The organism is Peribacillus sp. FSL K6-1552 (genome assembly GCF_038005205.1).
Lineage (GTDB): Bacteria > Bacillota > Bacilli > Bacillales > DSM-1321 > Peribacillus > Peribacillus butanolivorans.
The window spans coordinates 1-20244 of sequence record NZ_JBBOST010000001.1 but is presented as its reverse complement, the minus strand read 5'-3'; the positions used below and the strand labels follow the sequence as shown (position 1 = coordinate 20244).

General features: G+C 41.1%; 11 protein-coding genes, 2 tRNA genes, 3 rRNA genes and 1 other annotated feature (1 of these 17 only partly in view). Of the genes, 1 reads left to right on the top strand and 15 read right to left on the bottom strand.

What is annotated here, in order from left to right; translation table 11 throughout:
* Nucleotides 1-167, bottom strand: a binding site (T-box leader) (it extends 60 nt beyond the left edge of the window).
* 67 nt (nucleotides 168-234) lie between these two features.
* Entirely contained in the window at nucleotides 235-1554 is a 1320-nt protein-coding gene (locus tag NST21_RS00080; protein ID WP_116821256.1) for a D-alanyl-D-alanine carboxypeptidase family protein, read from the bottom strand.
* A gap of 173 nt (nucleotides 1555-1727) precedes the next feature.
* On the bottom strand, nucleotides 1728-3191 hold the full coding sequence (guaB, locus tag NST21_RS00075) for an IMP dehydrogenase (RefSeq protein ID WP_056528966.1): 1464 nt from the start codon (nucleotides 3189-3191) through the stop codon (nucleotides 1728-1730).
* A 112-nt stretch (nucleotides 3192-3303) separates the two neighbouring features.
* Between guaB and NST21_RS00070 the strand changes: the two genes are divergently transcribed.
* Nucleotides 3304-4269 (top strand): YaaC family protein, encoded by a 966-nt coding sequence (locus NST21_RS00070; RefSeq protein WP_340887224.1) that lies wholly within the window; start codon nucleotides 3304-3306, stop codon nucleotides 4267-4269.
* Between the two features lie 89 nt (nucleotides 4270-4358).
* On the opposite strand, the gene rrf is transcribed toward NST21_RS00070, so the two are convergent.
* The 13 genes from rrf to dnaA all read right to left on the bottom strand — a co-directional run bounded on the left by rrf (nucleotide 4359) and on the right by dnaA (nucleotide 20244).
* Nucleotides 4359-4474, bottom strand: a 5S ribosomal RNA gene (gene rrf / locus NST21_RS00065).
* Nucleotides 4475-4535: 61 nt separating this feature from the next.
* Nucleotides 4536-7468: ribosomal RNA gene (locus NST21_RS00060) — 23S ribosomal RNA — on the bottom strand.
* Nucleotides 7469-7572: 104 nt separating this feature from the next.
* Nucleotides 7573-7648: transfer RNA gene (locus NST21_RS00055), tRNA-Ala, on the bottom strand.
* Nucleotides 7649-7664: 16 nt separating this feature from the next.
* Nucleotides 7665-7741: transfer RNA gene (locus NST21_RS00050), tRNA-Ile, on the bottom strand.
* Between the two features lie 117 nt (nucleotides 7742-7858).
* Nucleotides 7859-9410 (bottom strand): 16S ribosomal RNA (locus NST21_RS00045).
* The 16S, 23S and 5S rRNA genes sit together here with 2 tRNA genes alongside, the layout of an rRNA operon.
* A 318-nt stretch (nucleotides 9411-9728) precedes the next feature.
* Complete coding sequence (locus NST21_RS00040; RefSeq protein WP_340887222.1) at nucleotides 9729-10724, bottom strand: HD-GYP domain-containing protein; 996 nt, start codon at nucleotides 10722-10724, stop codon at nucleotides 9729-9731.
* Nucleotides 10725-11052: 328 nt separating this feature from the next.
* On the bottom strand, nucleotides 11053-13617 hold the full coding sequence (gyrA, locus tag NST21_RS00035) for a DNA gyrase subunit A (RefSeq protein ID WP_340887220.1): 2565 nt from the start codon (nucleotides 13615-13617) through the stop codon (nucleotides 11053-11055).
* Between the two features lie 95 nt (nucleotides 13618-13712).
* Complete coding sequence (gene gyrB, locus NST21_RS00030) at nucleotides 13713-15638, bottom strand: DNA topoisomerase (ATP-hydrolyzing) subunit B (protein WP_340892430.1); 1926 nt, start codon at nucleotides 15636-15638, stop codon at nucleotides 13713-13715.
* Between the two features lie 77 nt (nucleotides 15639-15715).
* Nucleotides 15716-15979 (bottom strand): extracellular matrix regulator RemB, encoded by a 264-nt coding sequence (remB, locus tag NST21_RS00025; RefSeq protein WP_053348303.1) that lies wholly within the window; start codon nucleotides 15977-15979, stop codon nucleotides 15716-15718.
* A gap of 12 nt (nucleotides 15980-15991) precedes the next feature.
* Nucleotides 15992-17110: a DNA replication/repair protein RecF gene (recF, locus tag NST21_RS00020; protein ID WP_053348304.1), complete on the bottom strand. Its 1119-nt coding sequence runs from the start codon at nucleotides 17108-17110 to the stop codon at nucleotides 15992-15994.
* A gap of 21 nt (nucleotides 17111-17131) precedes the next feature.
* A complete protein-coding gene (gene yaaA / locus NST21_RS00015) occupies nucleotides 17132-17344 on the bottom strand; it encodes a S4 domain-containing protein YaaA (RefSeq protein ID WP_053348305.1) in 213 nt (70 codons plus the stop codon).
* Nucleotides 17345-17564: 220 nt separating this feature from the next.
* Nucleotides 17565-18701, bottom strand: coding sequence for a DNA polymerase III subunit beta (gene dnaN / locus NST21_RS00010; protein ID WP_340887218.1), 1137 nt, complete (start codon nucleotides 18699-18701; stop codon nucleotides 17565-17567).
* 193 nt (nucleotides 18702-18894) lie between these two features.
* Nucleotides 18895-20244: a chromosomal replication initiator protein DnaA gene (gene dnaA, locus NST21_RS00005; RefSeq protein WP_056521952.1), complete on the bottom strand. Its 1350-nt coding sequence runs from the start codon at nucleotides 20242-20244 to the stop codon at nucleotides 18895-18897.

Genomic DNA, 20244 nt, shown 5'->3' with positions numbered 1-20244 from the left:
CCACTTATCACGATAACGGCTTTTAACCGAAAGTAATTACTGACCCAATTAAGGTGTTCCATACTCTGCTCCAGGAGGGATTCACAAAACTCTAACACCGATTTCCACCAGCCATCGGCTCTCTTTAGAAAGAAATATTTGTTACTATATCCTGTCATGGCTTTCTCATAATCAAATTCTTTTCCATAATGTACTATAATTTTATACATTACGCAACCGTTTTATACACGAAACTTAAAACCAGCCTTTTACAGTAGAAGATACACTGCTCCATACATCACCAAAGAATCCACCAACTGCTCGCATTGATAACACAAACCAGTTTGCTTTTTCAACAGATTCTGCAGCTACGACGTCAACTTTCGCTGAATCCCCGTTAATATACCCGTAATCTTTACCATTTTTAGGAGTAACAGTGATGTAGCCAACCTTCTCACCTTTTTTGATTGGTGCAGTCAACTTACCGTCTTTGTCCAATTTGTTTTTATCAATCACTAATTCTGTTTTATAGTTTTCTTTCTCACCATTCTCAACAAGCAGTTCAATCGCTTTTTTAGATTGGATATTAACATTTTTCTCCTTACCTTTAACTACCGAAAGGGTTTCTTTCCCTTTCACTTGGTAATTGGCAGGAAGAATTTTTTCTTTTTCAAATGTTGCATATGCATAGTCCATCAGCTTAGTACTATCCCTGAAGCGTTCATTTTTAGTAGTAGACTTCATAACCACTGTAATATAACGTTGACCATCTCGGATAACTGTCCCCGTATGACCATAACCGGCAAAGTCAGTAGAACCTGTTTTCAGACCGTCTACACCTTTATATTCAAAAATCAGACCAGGTAACATCCAGTTGAAGTTTGGATACTCTTTCCCATCACGGAACTTCAATTTAGAAATGCTGGCATACTTTAATACTTCCGGATAATCATTAATAAGACGATAAGCAAGAAGTGCAGTATCAGTTGCTGTCATTACATTTTCTTCATCTTTTTTACCAGTAGGATACTCCCCTAACAAATTAGAGTTATTCAAGCCGCTGGCATTGACGAATTTATGGTTTTTCAGACCTAGCTTTTTCGCTTTTTCGTTCATCAATTTCACAAAATTCTTTTCACTACCTGAAACTAGCTGAGCTAAGGCTACTGTCGCTGCATTTCCTGAATAGACAGCCATCGCTTGATATAGTTCCTTAACTGTATAATCTTCACCTTCTGTTAAACCAACATTCGACAAATTCGGTGCTTTTGAAAGATCATGTACATACTTATTTATTTTAACTTTTTGATCCCAAGTGATTTTCCCATTTTCAATTGACTCCATTATGATATATTCTGTCATCATTTTTGACATGGATGCAATCCCTAATACTTTATCGGCATTTTTTTCATACACGATTTGTCCTGTTTTACCATCTATAATGATGGCTGCCTCTGCCTTTAAACCTAAATTATCAGATTCAGCTTCAGCTTCCCCCGGTTGATAGGCAAATTGCGACATAACAAGAACAAAAACAAAAGTGAAAATGAGGGTAATCTTGCTGATTTTTTTCAATTTCCAATACCTCCAACTATTAAGCTTATCTCTATAACAAAAGAAGAAACTCTATCTATTTCCCTTAATCCTTGTTTAGTTTATCACAGAAGAAATAAAAAAAATAGACAGAGTCATCGGAGACCCTGCCTATTTTCACTTTAAATTTTAATGACAATTATAAGTTAAATTTATTACAATGAATAGTTCGGCGCTTCTTTTGTAATTTGAACATCATGTGGGTGACTTTCCCTTAACCCCGCACCAGTCATTTTAATAAATTGAGAGTTTTCTCTCAAATCTTCTAATGAAGCTGTACCGCAATATCCCATTCCTGAACGAATACCACCGATCAGTTGGAAAATAGTATCTGAAAGAGGTCCTTTATATGGAAGGCGTCCTTCTATGCCCTCTGGAACAAATTTCTTATTATCTTCCTGGAAGTAACGATCCTTAGAACCTTTTTCCATTGCTGCAACAGAACCCATTCCCCGGTACACTTTAAAACGGCGTCCTTGGAAGATTTCTGTTTCACCTGGGCTTTCAGTTACACCGGCAAGCATACTTCCAAGCATGACTGCGTGTCCACCTGCGGCTAGAGCTTTAACGATATCACCCGAGTATTTAATTCCGCCATCAGCGATAATTGTTTTTCCATGTTTCCTTGCTTCTGTTGCGCAATCGAAAACGGCCGTAATTTGAGGAACGCCTACACCAGCTACAACTCTTGTAGTACAAATAGATCCCGGTCCAATTCCCACTTTAACAACATCGGCTCCTGCTTCAATCAGTGCTTTCGTTCCTTCCGCAGTGGCCACGTTACCAGCGATGATAGTAAGTTCAGGATATTTCCCGCGAATCTCCTTTACTGCGTCAAGGACGCCTGCTGAATGACCATGAGCAGTATCAAGTACAATTGCATCTACTTGAGACTTAACAAGCATTTCTACACGCTTCATTGTATCTTTAGTCACACCGACAGCAGCACCTGCGAGTAATCTACCTTGCTTATCTTTTGCTGAATTAGGGAACTCAATAACTTTCTCGATATCCTTGATTGTAATAAGCCCTTTTAATACACCGTTATCGTCTACAAGAGGGAGTTTTTCAATTTTATACTTCTGAAGAATTTTCTCGGCTTGTTCCAAGTTAGTTCCAACTGGAGCTGTAACCAGATTCTCTATTGTCATAACACTAGAAATCTTCAAGGAAAAATCGGAAATAAATCGCAAATCACGGTTCGTAATAATACCAACAAGTTTTTGATCCTGTTCATTATTAACAACTGGTACACCCGAAATACGGTATTTACCCATTAAATGCTCTGCATCAAACACTTGGTGATCTGGTGTTAGGAAAAATGGATCTGTAATAACACCGCTTTCTGAACGTTTTACTTTATCAACTAATTCAGCTTGTGCTTCAATCGACATATTCTTATGAATAATACCTAACCCACCTTGACGAGCCATAGCAATTGCCATCTCTGCTTCTGTTACGGTATCCATTCCTGCACTGATGATAGGAAGGTTGAGCTTTAAATTCTCGGCTAAGTTGACTTGAAGGTTAACATCTTTCGGTAAAACCTCTGATTTCGCTGGAATTAATAGGACATCATCAAAGGTTAAACCTTCTTTTGCAAATTTATTTTCCCACATAATTTTCCCCTCCTGCTTAAAAATATTATTTGTAGGTTATCAATAGGACATACTACTGTCAAGAAGAGAAATAAATGTTAGATTATTCTATCAATTCAAAGGAGAGGCTGCAATGCCTGAAAACAATGATAATTTCGATAAATATATGCCTTTTTTTTCTGCATCTTCATCTCAACTTTTTTTACAAAAATGTTACACACATGAAAAAATAGAAGATGCAGAAATAAAAAGTTACGAAAACTGTTATCCTTTTATATACCATCTTGAACATGCGAAAACCTATTATAACCAGGCTGCTATAGCACCACTTTCTATCCAACCAATTTTATCCTTTTATGGATTTACCCAATTGTTAAAGGCCTGTCTACTTACCATCGATCCCAACTACCCGGAGTCCACTTCGTTGCTTGCTCATGGGGTAACTACAAGAAAGAGAAAAAAGCAACAATACGACTTTTTAAAAGATGAGGTAAAAACGCAAAAGAATGGACTTTTCACCTGTATTGCTGAAAAAATATTTAATTTAAAACATATGGAAGGTGAAAAATTTTCTATGGGAACGTTATTAAAGGAAATTCCAGATATGCAAAGCCTTGCATGGAATATTTCCCGTAAAAACTTTATACCTCTGTTACCTTCTTCTGATGGTTTTCAATTGCCTTCTACCATATTGGATAGCTATCAAATGACTAGTAGCCGCTTTGAGGAGTTTTTGACATCAAAAATAAATCAAATATATCACCTTACAGAAACTCCTGGAAAACTGCTAATACAAACAGATAAAGTTCTTGTTTATAATGCTCCTTCTCCTATACGGTATAACTTGGTAGAGGAACAATTCATGTTATCCCTCAATAAAAGTTCGTCGGCTTTTTTATTACCTGAACTTTTGATTCATTATTTAATCTCTTATAACCTAAGTATAATAGCTCGTTATGAAACAGAATGGTGGGCAGAGTTGATGAAAACTATGCCTAATGATGATTACCCCTGTATAGTGCAATTCCTTAAAATAAGCCAATCTAAGGTACCATTTTTAATATTTGAATGGATTAGGTCTGAAAGGTTCAACCCCTGATTATTCTAACTACCTTCCAATAGGAAATGACTTATGGAAAATCTGATATACGAAAAAGACCAGCCAAGGATGGCTGATCTTTTTGAATGGCTTGGCGGCGTCCTACTCTCACAGGGGGAAACCCCCAACTACCATCGGCGCTGAAGAGCTTAACTGCCGTGTTCGGAATGGGAACGGGTGTGACCTCTTCGCTATCGCCACCAAACAATAAAGGAACGTTGTTCCTTCAAAACTAGATAATAAGAAGGTATTTCATTTTTTAAAGCGTGGTTAAGTCCTCGATCTATTAGTATCAGTCAGCTCCACATGTCGCCACGCTTCCACCTCTGACCTATCAACCTGATCATCTTTCAGGGATCTTACTAGCTTGCGCTATGGGAAATCTCATCTCGAGGGGGGCTTCATGCTTAGATGCTTTCAGCACTTATCCCGTCCGCACGTAGCTACCCAGCTATGCCTTTGGCAAGACAACTGGTACACCAGCGGTGCGTCCATCCCGGTCCTCTCGTACTAAGGACAGCTCCTCTCAAATTTCCTGCGCCCGCGACGGATAGGGACCGAACTGTCTCACGACGTTCTGAACCCAGCTCGCGTACCGCTTTAATGGGCGAACAGCCCAACCCTTGGGACCGACTACAGCCCCAGGATGCGATGAGCCGACATCGAGGTGCCAAACCTCCCCGTCGATGTGGACTCTTGGGGGAGATAAGCCTGTTATCCCCGGGGTAGCTTTTATCCGTTGAGCGATGGCCCTTCCATGCGGAACCACCGGATCACTAAGCCCGACTTTCGTCCCTGCTCGACTTGTAGGTCTCGCAGTCAAGCTCCCTTGTGCCTTTACACTCTACGAATGATTTCCAACCATTCTGAGGGAACCTTTGGGCGCCTCCGTTACTCTTTAGGAGGCGACCGCCCCAGTCAAACTGCCCACCTGACACTGTCTCCCACCCCGATAAGGGGCGCGGGTTAGAATTTCAATACAGCCAGGGTAGTATCCCACCAACGCCTCCACCGAAGCTAGCGCTCCGGCTTCTCAGGCTCCTACCTATCCTGTACAAGCTGTACCAAAATTCAATATCAGGCTGCAGTAAAGCTCCACGGGGTCTTTCCGTCCTGTCGCGGGTAACCTGCATCTTCACAGGTACTATAATTTCACCGAGTCTCTCGTTGAGACAGTGCCCAGATCGTTACACCTTTCGTGCGGGTCGGAACTTACCCGACAAGGAATTTCGCTACCTTAGGACCGTTATAGTTACGGCCGCCGTTTACTGGGGCTTCGGTTCAAAGCTTCGCTTGCGCTAACCTCTCCCCTTAACCTTCCAGCACCGGGCAGGTGTCAGCCCCTATACTTCGCCTTGCGGCTTCGCAGAGACCTGTGTTTTTGCTAAACAGTCGCCTGGGCCTATTCACTGCGGCTTTTCTGGGCTATTCACCCTAAAAAGCACCCCTTCTCCCGAAGTTACGGGGTCATTTTGCCGAGTTCCTTAACGAGAGTTCTCTCGCACACCTTAGGATTCTCTCCTCGCCTACCTGTGTCGGTTTGCGGTACGGGCACCTTACATCTCACTAGAGGCTTTTCTTGGCAGCGTGGAATCAGGAACTTCGGTACTATATTTCCCTCGCCATCACAGCTCCGCCTTAATGGAAACGGGATTTGCCTCGTTTCCGGCCTAACTGCTTGGACGCGCATATCCAACAGCGCGCTTACCCTATCCTTCTGCGTCCCCCCATCGTTCAAACGATGTATAGGTGGTACAGGAATATCAACCTGTTGTCCATCGCCTACGCCTTTCGGCCTCGGCTTAGGTCCCGACTAACCCTGAGCGGACGAGCCTTCCTCAGGAAACCTTAGGCATTCGGTGGAAGGGATTCTCACCCTTCTTTCGCTACTCATACCGGCATTCTCACTTCTAAGCGCTCCACCAGTCCTTCCGGTCTGACTTCAACGCCCTTAGAACGCTCTCCTACCATCGACACCATACGGTGTCAATCCACAGCTTCGGTGATACGTTTAGCCCCGGTACATTTTCGGCGCGGAGTCACTCGACCAGTGAGCTATTACGCACTCTTTAAATGATGGCTGCTTCTGAGCCAACATCCTGGTTGTCTAAGCAACTCCACATCCTTTTCCACTTAACGTATACTTTGGGACCTTAGCTGGTGGTCTGGGCTGTTTCCCTTTCGACTACGGATCTTATCACTCGCAGTCTGACTCCCAAGAATAAGTATTTGGCATTCGGAGTTTGACTGAATTCGGTAACCCGTTGGGGGCCCCTAGTCCAATCAGTGCTCTACCTCCAATACTCTCATCTTGAGGCTAGCCCTAAAGCTATTTCGGAGAGAACCAGCTATCTCCAGGTTCGATTGGAATTTCTCCGCTACCCACACCTCATCCCCGCACTTTTCAACGTGCGTGGGTTCGGGCCTCCATTCAGTGTTACCTGAACTTCACCCTGGACATGGGTAGATCACCTGGTTTCGGGTCTACGACCTCATACTCATTCGCCCTATTCAGACTCGCTTTCGCTGCGGCTCCGTCTTATCAACTTAACCTCGCATGAAATCGTAACTCGCCGGTTCATTCTACAAAAGGCACGCCATTACCCATTAACGGGCTTTGACTACTTGTAGGCACACGGTTTCAGGATCTATTTCACTCCCCTTCCGGGGTGCTTTTCACCTTTCCCTCACGGTACTGGTTCACTATCGGTCACTAGGTAGTATTTAGCCTTGGGAGATGGTCCTCCCTGCTTCCGACGGGATTTCTCGTGTCCCGCCGTACTCAGGATCCACTCAGGAGGGAACGAAGTTTCAACTACAGGGTTTTTACCTTCTTTGACGGACCTTTCCAGATCACTTCATTTACCCCGTTCCTTTGTAACTCCATGTTGAGTGTCCTACAACCCCAAGAGGCAAGCCTCTTGGTTTGGGCTAATTCCGTTTCGCTCGCCGCTACTCAGGAAATCGCATTTGCTTTCTCTTCCTCCGGGTACTTAGATGTTTCAGTTCCCCGGGTCTGCCTTCAGTACCCTATGTATTCAGGTAAAGATACTGTTCCATTACGAACAGTGGGTTTCCCCATTCGGAAATCTCCGGATCAAAGCTTACTTACAGCTCCCCGAAGCATATCGGTGTTAGTCCCGTCCTTCATCGGCTCCTAGTGCCAAGGCATCCACCGTGCGCCCTTTCTAACTTAACCGTTAAAAAAGATCTTACTGATGCTTTGAAAAAATTAATTGCCTTCTATCTATTATCTAGTTTTCAAGGAACAAATTGTCCCAATCACAACGTGATTGTTTCAATTGGTGGAGCCTAGCGGGATCGAACCGCTGACCTCCTGCGTGCAAGGCAGGCGCTCTCCCAGCTGAGCTAAGGCCCCATTATAGGGAAATGAATGGTGGGCCTAAATGGACTCGAACCATCGACCTCACGCTTATCAGGCGTGCGCTCTAACCAGCTGAGCTATAGGCCCATTCACATAAAATAATAAGCTTCTGCTTCCCAAGCTTATCGCGGGATTACTATTTAATTGAATGAATTACTCATTCAAAACTGAACAAAACAAAAGCGCTCTCGTATTTATCCTTAGAAAGGAGGTGATCCAGCCGCACCTTCCGATACGGCTACCTTGTTACGACTTCACCCCAATCATCTGTCCCACCTTAGGCGGCTGGCTCCATAAAGGTTACCTCACCGACTTCGGGTGTTACAAACTCTCGTGGTGTGACGGGCGGTGTGTACAAGGCCCGGGAACGTATTCACCGCGGCATGCTGATCCGCGATTACTAGCGATTCCGGCTTCATGTAGGCGAGTTGCAGCCTACAATCCGAACTGAGAATGGCTTTATGGGATTCGCTTACCTTCGCAGGTTTGCAGCCCTTTGTACCATCCATTGTAGCACGTGTGTAGCCCAGGTCATAAGGGGCATGATGATTTGACGTCATCCCCACCTTCCTCCGGTTTGTCACCGGCAGTCACCTTAGAGTGCCCAACTGAATGCTGGCAACTAAGATCAAGGGTTGCGCTCGTTGCGGGACTTAACCCAACATCTCACGACACGAGCTGACGACAACCATGCACCACCTGTCACTCTGTCCCCCGAAGGGGAACGCCCTATCTCTAGGGTTGTCAGAGGATGTCAAGACCTGGTAAGGTTCTTCGCGTTGCTTCGAATTAAACCACATGCTCCACCGCTTGTGCGGGCCCCCGTCAATTCCTTTGAGTTTCAGCCTTGCGGCCGTACTCCCCAGGCGGAGTGCTTAATGCGTTAGCTGCAGCACTAAAGGGCGGAAACCCTCTAACACTTAGCACTCATCGTTTACGGCGTGGACTACCAGGGTATCTAATCCTGTTTGCTCCCCACGCTTTCGCGCCTCAGTGTCAGTTACAGACCAGAAAGTCGCCTTCGCCACTGGTGTTCCTCCAAATCTCTACGCATTTCACCGCTACACTTGGAATTCCACTTTCCTCTTCTGCACTCAAGTTCCCCAGTTTCCAATGACCCTCCACGGTTGAGCCGTGGGCTTTCACATCAGACTTAAGGAACCACCTGCGCGCGCTTTACGCCCAATAATTCCGGACAACGCTTGCCACCTACGTATTACCGCGGCTGCTGGCACGTAGTTAGCCGTGGCTTTCTGGTTAGGTACCGTCAAGGTACCAGCAGTTACTCTGGTACTTGTTCTTCCCTAACAACAGAACTTTACGACCCGAAGGCCTTCTTCGTTCACGCGGCGTTGCTCCGTCAGACTTTCGTCCATTGCGGAAGATTCCCTACTGCTGCCTCCCGTAGGAGTCTGGGCCGTGTCTCAGTCCCAGTGTGGCCGATCACCCTCTCAGGTCGGCTACGCATCGTCGCCTTGGTGAGCCATTACCTCACCAACTAGCTAATGCGCCGCGGGCCCATCTATAAGTGACAGCTAGAGGCCGTCTTTCCATCTTCTCTCATGCGAGAAAAGAACGTATCCGGTATTAGCTCCGGTTTCCCGAAGTTATCCCAGTCTTATAGGCAGGTTGCCCACGTGTTACTCACCCGTCCGCCGCTAATCTCAGGGAGCAAGCTCCCATCGATTCGCTCGACTTGCATGTATTAGGCACGCCGCCAGCGTTCGTCCTGAGCCAGGATCAAACTCTCCGAAGAAATGTTTGACTTGCTCATTTTGCTTTTTTGATAGTGTGTGCTCACTTTAAAAAATTAACGTTGGCGCTTTGTTTTGTTCAGTTTTCAAAGAGCAATTTCAGTGTCGTTTATCTCGTAAGCGACTTTAATAATATATCAATTATATTATTTTTTGTCAACAACTTTTTTTCTCTCGCTGTCGACTTAGTTATTATATCTAGTATCACAAGTAATTGCAAGAGCTATTTTAAAATAAATAAAATACTTCGCCCAATTCTTTGGTTGTCTACTTAATATAGAAGAAGCTTACCTGATTAAATTAGTAAGCTTTTTCTATCATTATAAGATTTCCTCTATATATAACTCCCGATTTATCCCTAAATTAATTATTTGATCATTATCTACTACCTTAACTAGTGGCCTGGTTTGAGAACTTGGATCAATAAAAACAATTTCAGCAATAGATCCATTGTTCAACTTGACCTTACTTCCAATAGAAAAATTAGCTAATCCTGATAATAGTGTCTTAACGACCGCTAAATCAAATTTACCAAAGTCATCATGTAAAATCATTTCCATTACTTTAAATGGTGACTGTTTTTTCCTATATAACCTTTCAGAAGTCATGGCATGAAAAACGTCTGCAACTGCAATGATTTTTGAAAATAAGTGCATGGATTTAGTTTTTATTGTTTGGGGATAGCCAGTTCCATCTAACCTTCCATGATGCTCTAAAATAGCTAACTTCACACTATCCTTAATGATAGAACTATCTTTTATCATTTTATAGCTAAAAATGGGATGATTGTGGATTTCCTCATTTTCTTCGACAGTTAAACTCGTCGTTTTATTGAAAATCCTTGGTGACAGCTTAGCCATACCACAGTCAGCCAAACACCCTCCAATAGCTACTTGATAGACATCCGCTAAATCGCATTGAATTTTAAAGGCAATATATCCCCCTATTAATCCAGTTGAAATAGCATGATGATACATGTAATCTTCTTTATTGCAATAATGGTGCAGTATCAGAATGTTTCCTGGTTTCTCCAAGACTTTATCAACTAAAGGAATAAGAATTGAACGAATCATGGCTACCTCTACCTTGCTCCCAGCCTGCCAATTTTTAAATAAACTCTTATACGTTTGAACCGATTTCAGATATAAATTAGTAAAATTTGAAAACTCTTCTATTTCATCCAGTTCATTATCTATAACTTCTTTCGGTAAAAATTTTTTTCCATCAATTAATGTTTTTTCAACGCTAACCTCTGTTATTAAAAAGGCTTGCAAAGTCTTTATTAATTCCTTAGTCAATATTGTTTTTTCATACATGATAGGGCGGTCCGTAAGACCTTTAATATCTTTTGAAAGAATACATCCTTCAGCTAAATAGTGAGTTTTTACTAGCAAAACTGTTCACCTCTGTAACAGTTATTTAATGAATATCATTTTACTAGAAAAACATGGAACAAACTATAATTTTCGTGATTAAATACCTAAAAAAAAGCTTTTCATTAGTATGATACCTTTATCTTTCCTCAAAAAACATGACTATATACTCATCATTTGCATTATCTTTTAGAGAGACTTCGCCTGTAAACCCTCAATTACTTCATAAAAAAAGACCCAGCATAATGGCTGGGTCTCTATTATTAAACGATTATTCTTCCGTATCTTTTTCAGGTTCTTCGTTTTCGACTACTTCGTTAGAATCAGAATCTAAATCAATACTCGTTGGATTCTGTTCTATTCCTTCTTCTTGTTCAACGAATTCTTCTTTTTCTTCTTCTTCTCTTCCAACGATGGCCACCGTTGAAACATATTCATTGTCTGCAGATTCGAGACGAATGAGCTTAACACCCTGTGTATTACGACCCGTTTTAGAAATACCTTCGACTTCCATTCGGATTAACACACCAGCTGCTGTAATCAGCATCAAGTCCTCTTCTTCTCCTGTCACTGTTTTCACGGCAATAAGTTCACCATTTTTCTCTGTGACATTACATGTTTTTATCCCTTTACCACCACGGCTTTGAATACGGTATTCCTCAGCAGATGTCCGTTTTCCATAACCATTTTTCGTAACAATCAAAACTTCTTCATTTTCTTCAAGAATTTCCATACCGACTACTTCGTCATCCGCCCTTAAGGAAATCCCTTTTACTCCAGCTGCGGTACGTCCCATTGTGCGTACATCCGTTTCAGGGAAACGAATCATCATTCCGGCTTTTGTTCCGATAATAATCTGTTTCTCTCCATTCGTAAGACGTACAGAGATCAATTCATCATCTTCTCGTAGCCCTAAAGCAATTAAACCGTTATTGCGGATATTTGCAAAGGATGACAGTGGTGTACGCTTTGATATACCGTGTCTGGTTGTGAAGAATAAATACCAATCATCGACAAATTCCTTCACCGGTATGATTGCATTGACCCACTCACCTTTATCAACTTCTAGCAAATTGATAAGTGGCAGTCCTTTTGCCGTCCGGCCATATTCAGGAATTTCGTATCCTTTGGAACGATAGACTTTACCTTTATTAGTAAAGAATAATAGTGTGTCATGAGTTGAAGTTGTTAACAAGTGACCAACAAAGTCATCTGCATTCGTACCCATTCCCTGTATACCTCGACCTCCGCGTTTTTGGCTGCGGTACGTGGTTGCAGGCAAACGTTTAATATAACCGTTATGAGTCAATGTCACGATTATATTTTCCTCTGGAATCAAATCTTCATCTTCTAAGCTCTCAAAACCGACTAATGTAATTTCAGTTCTTCTTTTATCATTAAATCGTTCTTTAATTTCAAGAAGCTCTTCACGGATAATTTCAAGAACCTTTTCCTCATCAGCAAGGATAGCTTTATATTCTGCTATTAATGCCATTAATGCTTGATATTCATCTTCAATTTTTTCCCGTTCCAAACCGGTCAAGCGTTGTAAACGCATATCTAAAATTGCTTGTGCCTGTTTTTCAGAAAGTGAAAATTGTGTCATTAACCCTTCTCGGGCAATGTCTGTAGTTTGGGAACCACGGATTAATGTAATGACTGCATCCAAATTATCAAGGGCAATACGCAAACCTTCTAAAATATGAGCACGCGCTTCCGCTTTACGTAGTTCAAATTCAGTTCTACGACGTATAACTACCTGTTGATGCTCTAAGTAATAGTGCAGACATTGCTTTAAGTTCAATACTTTAGGCTGTCCATCCACCAGTGCAAGCAAGTTGATTCCGAAGGTTGTTTGCATTGCAGTGTGCTTATACAAGTTGTTTAAAAGGACATTTGCATTTACGTCCTTTCGTAGTTCCATAACAATACGCATACCGTTGCGATCTGATTCATCCCGTAAATCGGTAATACCTTCAATTTTCTTATCCCGAGCAAGTTCTGCAATTTTTTCAATTAATCTTGCTTTGTTCACTTGATAAGGGATTTCTTTAACTAGAATAACCTGTTTTCCATTGGACTTCTCTTCAATTTCGACTCTCGCCCTCTGAATGATTGACCCTTTTCCAGTTTCATAGGCTTTTCTAATTCCACTGCGCCCTAAAATTAACCCCGCAGTTGGAAAATCTGGACCAGGGATAAATTCCATCAATTCTGGAATCGTTATATCAGGATTCTTACTTAAAGCCAATACACCGTCAATTACCTCACCTAATTGATGGGGCGGAATATTGGTAGCCATTCCGACTGCTATCCCTGACGAACCATTCACTAATAAGTTTGGGAAACGGGCTGGCATAACAGCTGGTTCTCTTTCTGAACCATCATAGTTATCCTGATAGTTAACCGTATCCTTATTCAAATCACGAAGCAATTCCATCGAAATCTTTGACATTCTCGCTTCTGTATACCTCATGGCGGCCGCTTGGTCACCATCGACCGAACCGAAATTCCCGTGTCCATCAACGAGCATATAACGATAGTTAAATGGCTGAGCCATCCTGACCATCGTTTCATAAACAGCAGAGTCACCATGCGGGTGATATTTACCGATTACTTCTCCGACAATACGGGCTGATTTTTTAAATGGTTTATCCGACGTCATACCAAGATCATTCATCGCATAAAGAATTCTTCTGTGTACCGGTTTCAAGCCGTCCCTTACATCAGGCAACGCCCGGGATACGATAACGCTCATCGCGTAATCCAAAAAAGATGTACGCATCTCGGTACTTATATTTATTTCTTTTACACCTGATCTTTCATTTTCTGACATGGAGCCAACCTCCTTTATAAAGCTTTTACTCTCATTTTTTTAACTGATCTTGCATTATGTAAAGAACAGGATGTAAATTCATCCTGTCAAAAAAATCAGATATCGAGGTTTTTTACATAAATCGCATTTTCCTCAATAAAGTTACGACGCGGCTCTACTTTATCTCCCATCAACATTTCGAAAGTTTCATCTGCCTCAATGGCATCTTTCAAACTAACTTGAAGTAGCGTTCTCGTATCAGGGTTCATTGTTGTTTCCCATAGTTGCTCTGGGTTCATTTCACCCAACCCTTTATAGCGCTGTAAGTTAGGCTTAGGAGTGCTTGGCAGGCTCGCCATGATTTGTTCTAGTTCGCGGTCATTATAGGCATATTCCACTCGTTTACCCTGCTGAATTTTGAAAAGAGGTGGTTGGGCAATATAAATATAACCATACTCTATAATTTTCCGCATATAGCGATAGAAGAATGTCAACATTAAAGTTCTAATGTGGGCACCATCTACATCCGCATCGGTCATGATAACAATTTTATGGTATCTAGCTTTTTCAATATTGAATTCATCGCCAATACCTGTTCCGAGTGCAGTAATAATTGTACCAATTTCTATATTATGAAGGATTCTATCCAATCGCGCCTTTTCCACATTTAGGATTTTACCCCTTAGCGGCAGAATAGCTTGGAAATGGCGGTCACGTCCCTGTTTAGCTGAGCCACCAGCCGAGTTTCCTTCTACAATGTACAATTCGCTGATAGACGGATCCTTCGACGAACAATCTGCCAGTTTACCAGGTAGACTGGAGACTTCCAAGGCACTTTTTCTTCGAGTTAACTCACGTGCTTTCTTGGCCGCCATACGAGCTCTTGCCGCCATTTGCCCTTTATCAACAATTTTTCTAGCCACTGAAGGATTTTCGTATAAGAAGGAATCCAACCTTTCCGATAGAATGGAATCAGTAACCGTTCTTACTTCTGAGTTTCCAAGTTTGGTTTTGGTTTGCCCCTCAAATTGCGGTTCAGGATGCTTAATAGAAATAATTGCCGTTAACCCTTCACGGACATCTTCACCAGAGAAATTGGTGTCGGCCTCTTTTAAGAGCCCGTTTTTCCGTGCATAATCATTGATAACCCGTGTTAACGCAGTCTTGAATCCTGATTCATGTGTACCGCCTTCATACGTATGAATATTATTGGCAAAGGAAAAAACGTTACTGATATAGCTGTCATTATATTGCAAAGCTAATTCGACAGATATACCTTCTTTCTCGCCTTCCATGAAAATCGGTTCCTCATGAAGGACTTCTTTTGAACGATTCAAATGCTCAACATAAGATTTGATACCGCCCTCATAGTGGTATTCCCTGATTTTCTCTTCTTCTTCACGTTTATCTTCAATGATGAGCTTCAAGCCTTTATTCAAGAATGCAAGCTCACGGATACGTGTGGCTAATGTATCGAAATCATATTCCACGGATTCCTTGAAAATTTCAGGATCCGGAATAAAGTGTACTGTTGTCCCTGTATGATCGGTTTCCCCAATAATTTTCAAATCTTCTCTAGGGACCCCTCGGTTAAATTGCTGATAGTGGATTTTACCTTCACGATGTACATACACTTCCAATACCGTGGATAGGGCATTAACTACTGAAGCTCCTACACCATGCAGACCACCGGAGACCTTATAACCTCCGCCGCCAAATTTACCGCCCGCATGAAGGACCGTCATGATTACTTCTACTGCTGGCCGTCCCATTTTTTCATGAATACCTACTGGAATTCCCCGACCATTATCGACTACTGTTATGCTATTGTCTTCTTCGATCGTCACTTTGATTTCAGTACAGAAACCTGCTAGTGCCTCATCAATACTATTATCGACAATTTCCCAAACAAGATGGTGAAGTCCTTTTGCAGAGGTAGTACCGATATACATCCCCGGACGTTTACGAACTGCTTCTAAGCCTTCTAAAACCTGTATCTGATTCTCATCGTATGCCTGAGCTTGTACTTCTTTTTGTTCCATTGTCATACGTATCACCTACACTTTTCTTTTGGCATTTATCAAAATTTCAGGAGTAATTATTACGTTATCGCTTAAATTCAAAGAGAATCTATATCATCGATTAATAACGATGGCTGCAGTGAACGCTTTTTCAAAGTGGACGACGCAAGCGGTGAATAATAGACCTGTTTATCCGTCACTACAATCGATTTAACCGAGTTTTTTGCTAAATGGTAAGTTACATCAGACTTTTTCTCCAAAAACTCACTCATGATTGGAGAGGCCTGGAGCAGCTTCTTATCTAAAATGGCTATGACATCGTCCGTTTTCACAAGAATGTCTTCACCAATATGGAGATACATACATTCACCTCATCATTTAACCTTTTTTATACTTCCTTGACTAACATAAAAGGTGGACGCTTCTCTTAGGGTTTGATGATCGATTCCATCAACAGAGGGTGTCGTCACGAATGTTTGCACTTTCCCTTGTATCGTATTCAGTAAATGAGATTGACGGAAATCGTCAAGTTCCGATAACACATCATCCAATAATAAAATGGGATACTCGCCGATTTCTTCATGAATCAGCTCAATTTCGGCAAGTTTCAAAGACAGGGCAGTTGTACGTTGTTGTCCTTGTGAACCATATGTCTGGACATCACGGTCATTCACAAAAAAAACCAGGTCGTCACGATGAGGACCAACCAGTGTTACACCCCGTTCAATTTCCCTTGTTTTTATTTTATCAAATTTTTCTGTGTATACTTCTATCATTTTCGTCAAATCCATAGATTCTGATACATCAAGCGACGGTTTATATTGGATTTTCAATACTTCTAGATTTCTGGAGATCCCCGAGTGAATTGGCTCTGCCCACTGCTGGAGCTTTAAAAGAAACTCGTATCTTCTTTCGACAATTTTCGCTGCATACTGAATAAATTGATCAGTTAGCACGTCAAGCATCGTCGTATCCGTTTGTTTCCGGGTCTGCAGAAGCTTTAAGTAATGATTTCTTTGTTGAAGTATTTTATGATATTGGCTCATATCATGAAGGTATACGGGAGAAACCTGGCCAATTTCCATATCTATAAAACGGCGTCTGACTAGAGGACTTCCCTTTACAAGGTTAAGATCCTCAGGCGCAAACATGACCACATTCATATTTCCAACATATTGACTTAATTTTCTTTGTTCAATATGGTTGCACTTCGCCTTTTTCCCTTTTTTTGAAATGGTCAGCTCAAGTGGTATTGAGGTATTTCTCTTTCTAACTCTTCCTTCTATTTTAGCATACTCTTCATCCCAGCGAATAAGTTCTTTATCATTTGAGGTCCGGTGAGATTTTGCCATTGCTAAAACAAAAATAGATTCCATGACATTTGTTTTTCCTTGAGCATTTTCGCCGAGGATTACATTGACCTTATTCTCAAAAGTCAGGTTCAATTCGGTATAGTTGCGGTAATTTCTCAAACTTATATTTTCAATATACATATTCCGCTCTTCCCTTATGTTTTAGCTTGTAATTGTGAAGACGCCAAATCCAGGAATCTCTATTTTATCACCTGATCTTAATTTTCTGCCTCTTCTCACGTCTAATTCGCCATTAATGAAAACCTCGTATTCACTTAAGAACCATTTCGACATTCCGCCGCTTTGAATCAAATCGGCTAATTTTAAAAATTGTCCAAGCGTAATATATTCTGTGCTGATTTTTATGGAGTCCATTTCATGCCTCACTCATTTCTAAGTAGTCTTTAATACTTCATTTTACTAAATAAATCCCATTAAGACAAAGTATAGCTTTTTTCGCTCTTATTTTTTATAGTTCTAGGTTTTATTCAGAATTAAAAACGCTGTAAAAAACCTTATGGGGCCTATATTTAAGTATAAAAAAATTAAAGGCTTGCTAAACAAGCCTTTAATTTTTTTGAAATATTATTTTAGCTTAATAAGTTCTTACAGGCAGAATTAATTGAAGCATAGAATCATCATGAAGCGGACGAATTACAAATGGACGCATCGCACCTGTAAAGTTGATTTTAATATCCGATCCTTCTAAAACTTTTAAGGCATCCATAACAAATTTAGCACTGAAGGAGATTTTCAAATCCTCACCTTCAATGGCCTCTGCTTGAACTTCCTCAATTACTTTACCAATTTCAGGTGTATTAGAAGAGACTTCGATAATGCGACCTTCTAAAGTTGTCAGTTTGACCACATTATTTCTGCCTTCTCTGGCCAATAAAGATGCTCGGTCGATTGCTTGCAGAAAATCTTTTGTGTGAACAGTTACATCCGTTTTGCTCTCTGAAGGAATCAAGCGGGACGTATCTGGATAATTCCCCTCAAGTAGGCGGGAGAAGAATAATAAATTTTCTGCTTTGAATAAGACTTGATTATCGGTAATGACGATTTCTATGAGTTCGTTTGTATCATCAAGGATTTTACTTAATTCATTTAGACTTTTGCCTGGAATCACAACGCTATAGGTCCCAGTAATTTTATTTTCAATTTTTGCTGTGCGCATTGCCAGCCTGTGACTATCTGTTGCAATACAGGTCAATTCGTCATCTTGAACCTTTAAGTTTACACCTGTTAAGATAGGGCGTGTTTCTGAGGTGGACACTGCAAAGCCAGTTTGACGAATAAGAGTTTTTAACAGGTCTGTTGGAAGCTTGAAAATATTTTCTTCCTCAATGATTGGAAGATGAGGGTATTCTTCAGGATCCAGTCCATTTAAGTTAAATTCAGCTTTACCTGAGCGAATAATTGTTTGAAAGTTGTTTTCGACTTCAATTTCTACAGTATCCATCGGTAATTTTTTGACAATTTCACTGAAAAAACGAGCATTTAGGACAATTCCCCCGCTATTTTTCACTTCAACAATTTCATCACCGTCTACTTCAGCTGGAATAAATGATTGAATGGAAATATCGGAATCACTTCCTGTCAAAGTAACACCTTCAGTTGTAACACTTATTTTTATCCCAGTTAAAATAGGAATCGTTGTTCTTGATGTGACTGCTTTCATTACTTCTTGGACACTATGAACTAATCGATCTCTTTGAATTATAAATCTCATGTTTCATCCTCCAAATTTTTAATTGCCGAATAGGCATATTTATTAATATTTTTTATTAAAAAAGATAGTAGTAATAGTAGTAGGGCCTGTTGATATGTGGATAAGTCGACTCAGCCTAAGGAAAAACAGTCTATCCACATGTGGACAGACTGTGTGTAAGTAGTCATCAGTTATACACATTATCCAGAATCATCTATACCTTCAACTGATCCTGTATTTCTTTGACCTGACGTTGAAGCTGGGTATCTGTTTGCATGAGTTTAGAAATTTTTTCATGCGCATGAATAACGGTCGTATGATCGCGACCACCAAATTCATCCCCTATCTTTGGCAGAGATGAATCCGTTAACTCCCTGGAAAGATACATGGCGATCTGCCTTGGAAAGGCTACAGATTTAGTCCGTTTTTTCGCTTTGAAATCTTCCAATTTCACACTATAATGCTCACCAACTGTTTTTTGGATTTCTAATATGGTGATTATTTTAGGTTTCGAGCTTGGAATAATGTCTTTTAATGCTTCGGCTGCTAAATCAGCATTAATATCCTTATTAATTAACGAAGAATAAGCAACAACACGTATAAGTGCACCTTCAAGTTCACGAATATTCGAGTCAATTTGATTGGCAATATAAAGCATAACTTCATTTGGAATATCAAGACCTTCTGCTTTTGCCTTCTTACGTAAAATAGCAATTCGCGTTTCTAAATCAGGCGGTGTGATATCCGTAATTAAACCCCATTCAAAGCGGGAACGGAGGCGATCTTCGAGTGTTGGGATCTCTTTTGGAGGACGGTCACTCGAGATGACAATCTGTTTGCTTTCTTCATGTAGTGCATTGAATGTATGGAAAAACTCTTCTTGAGTTTGTTCTTTTCCTGCTAGAAATTGAATATCATCAATTAATAAAACATCTACACTTCGGTATCTATCACGGAATTCCCCTGCTTTATTATCTCGGATTGAATTGATAAATTCGTTCGTGAATTTTTCAGAAGATAAATAAACGACCTTTGCCTTCGGATTATGCTCAAGTACGTAATGCCCAATTGCATGCATTAAATGGGTTTTACCTAGTCCTACGCCTCCATAAATAAATAATGGGTTATAGGCTTTAGCAGGAGCTTCTGCGACAGCGAGAGACGCGGCATGGGCAAAACGATTGCCGGAGCCGATGACAAACGTATCAAAGGTATTTTTCGCGTTTAACATATGCTGAGGAAATGCATTATGTTCTTTATCCTGTTTTTTAATCTTTTTAGGCTGAACAGGAACAGTAAAATCACCATCTTCTTGATTGGGAGGAATGATGAATCTTGCTTCTAATTCCTCACCGGTAAGTTCAAACAATACATCAGAAATAAGATGTGAATAGCGTTCTTCAAGCCAGTCCCTGGCAAATTCATTGGGAGCGGTGACTGTTAATGTATCACCTTGTAGTAAATAAGCCTTGGTTGATTTAAGCCAAGTTTCAAAGCTTGGTTTACTAATCTTTTTTTCAATTTTTCCGAGCGCCTGGTTCCAGAGGCTATCGATGTTATCCAA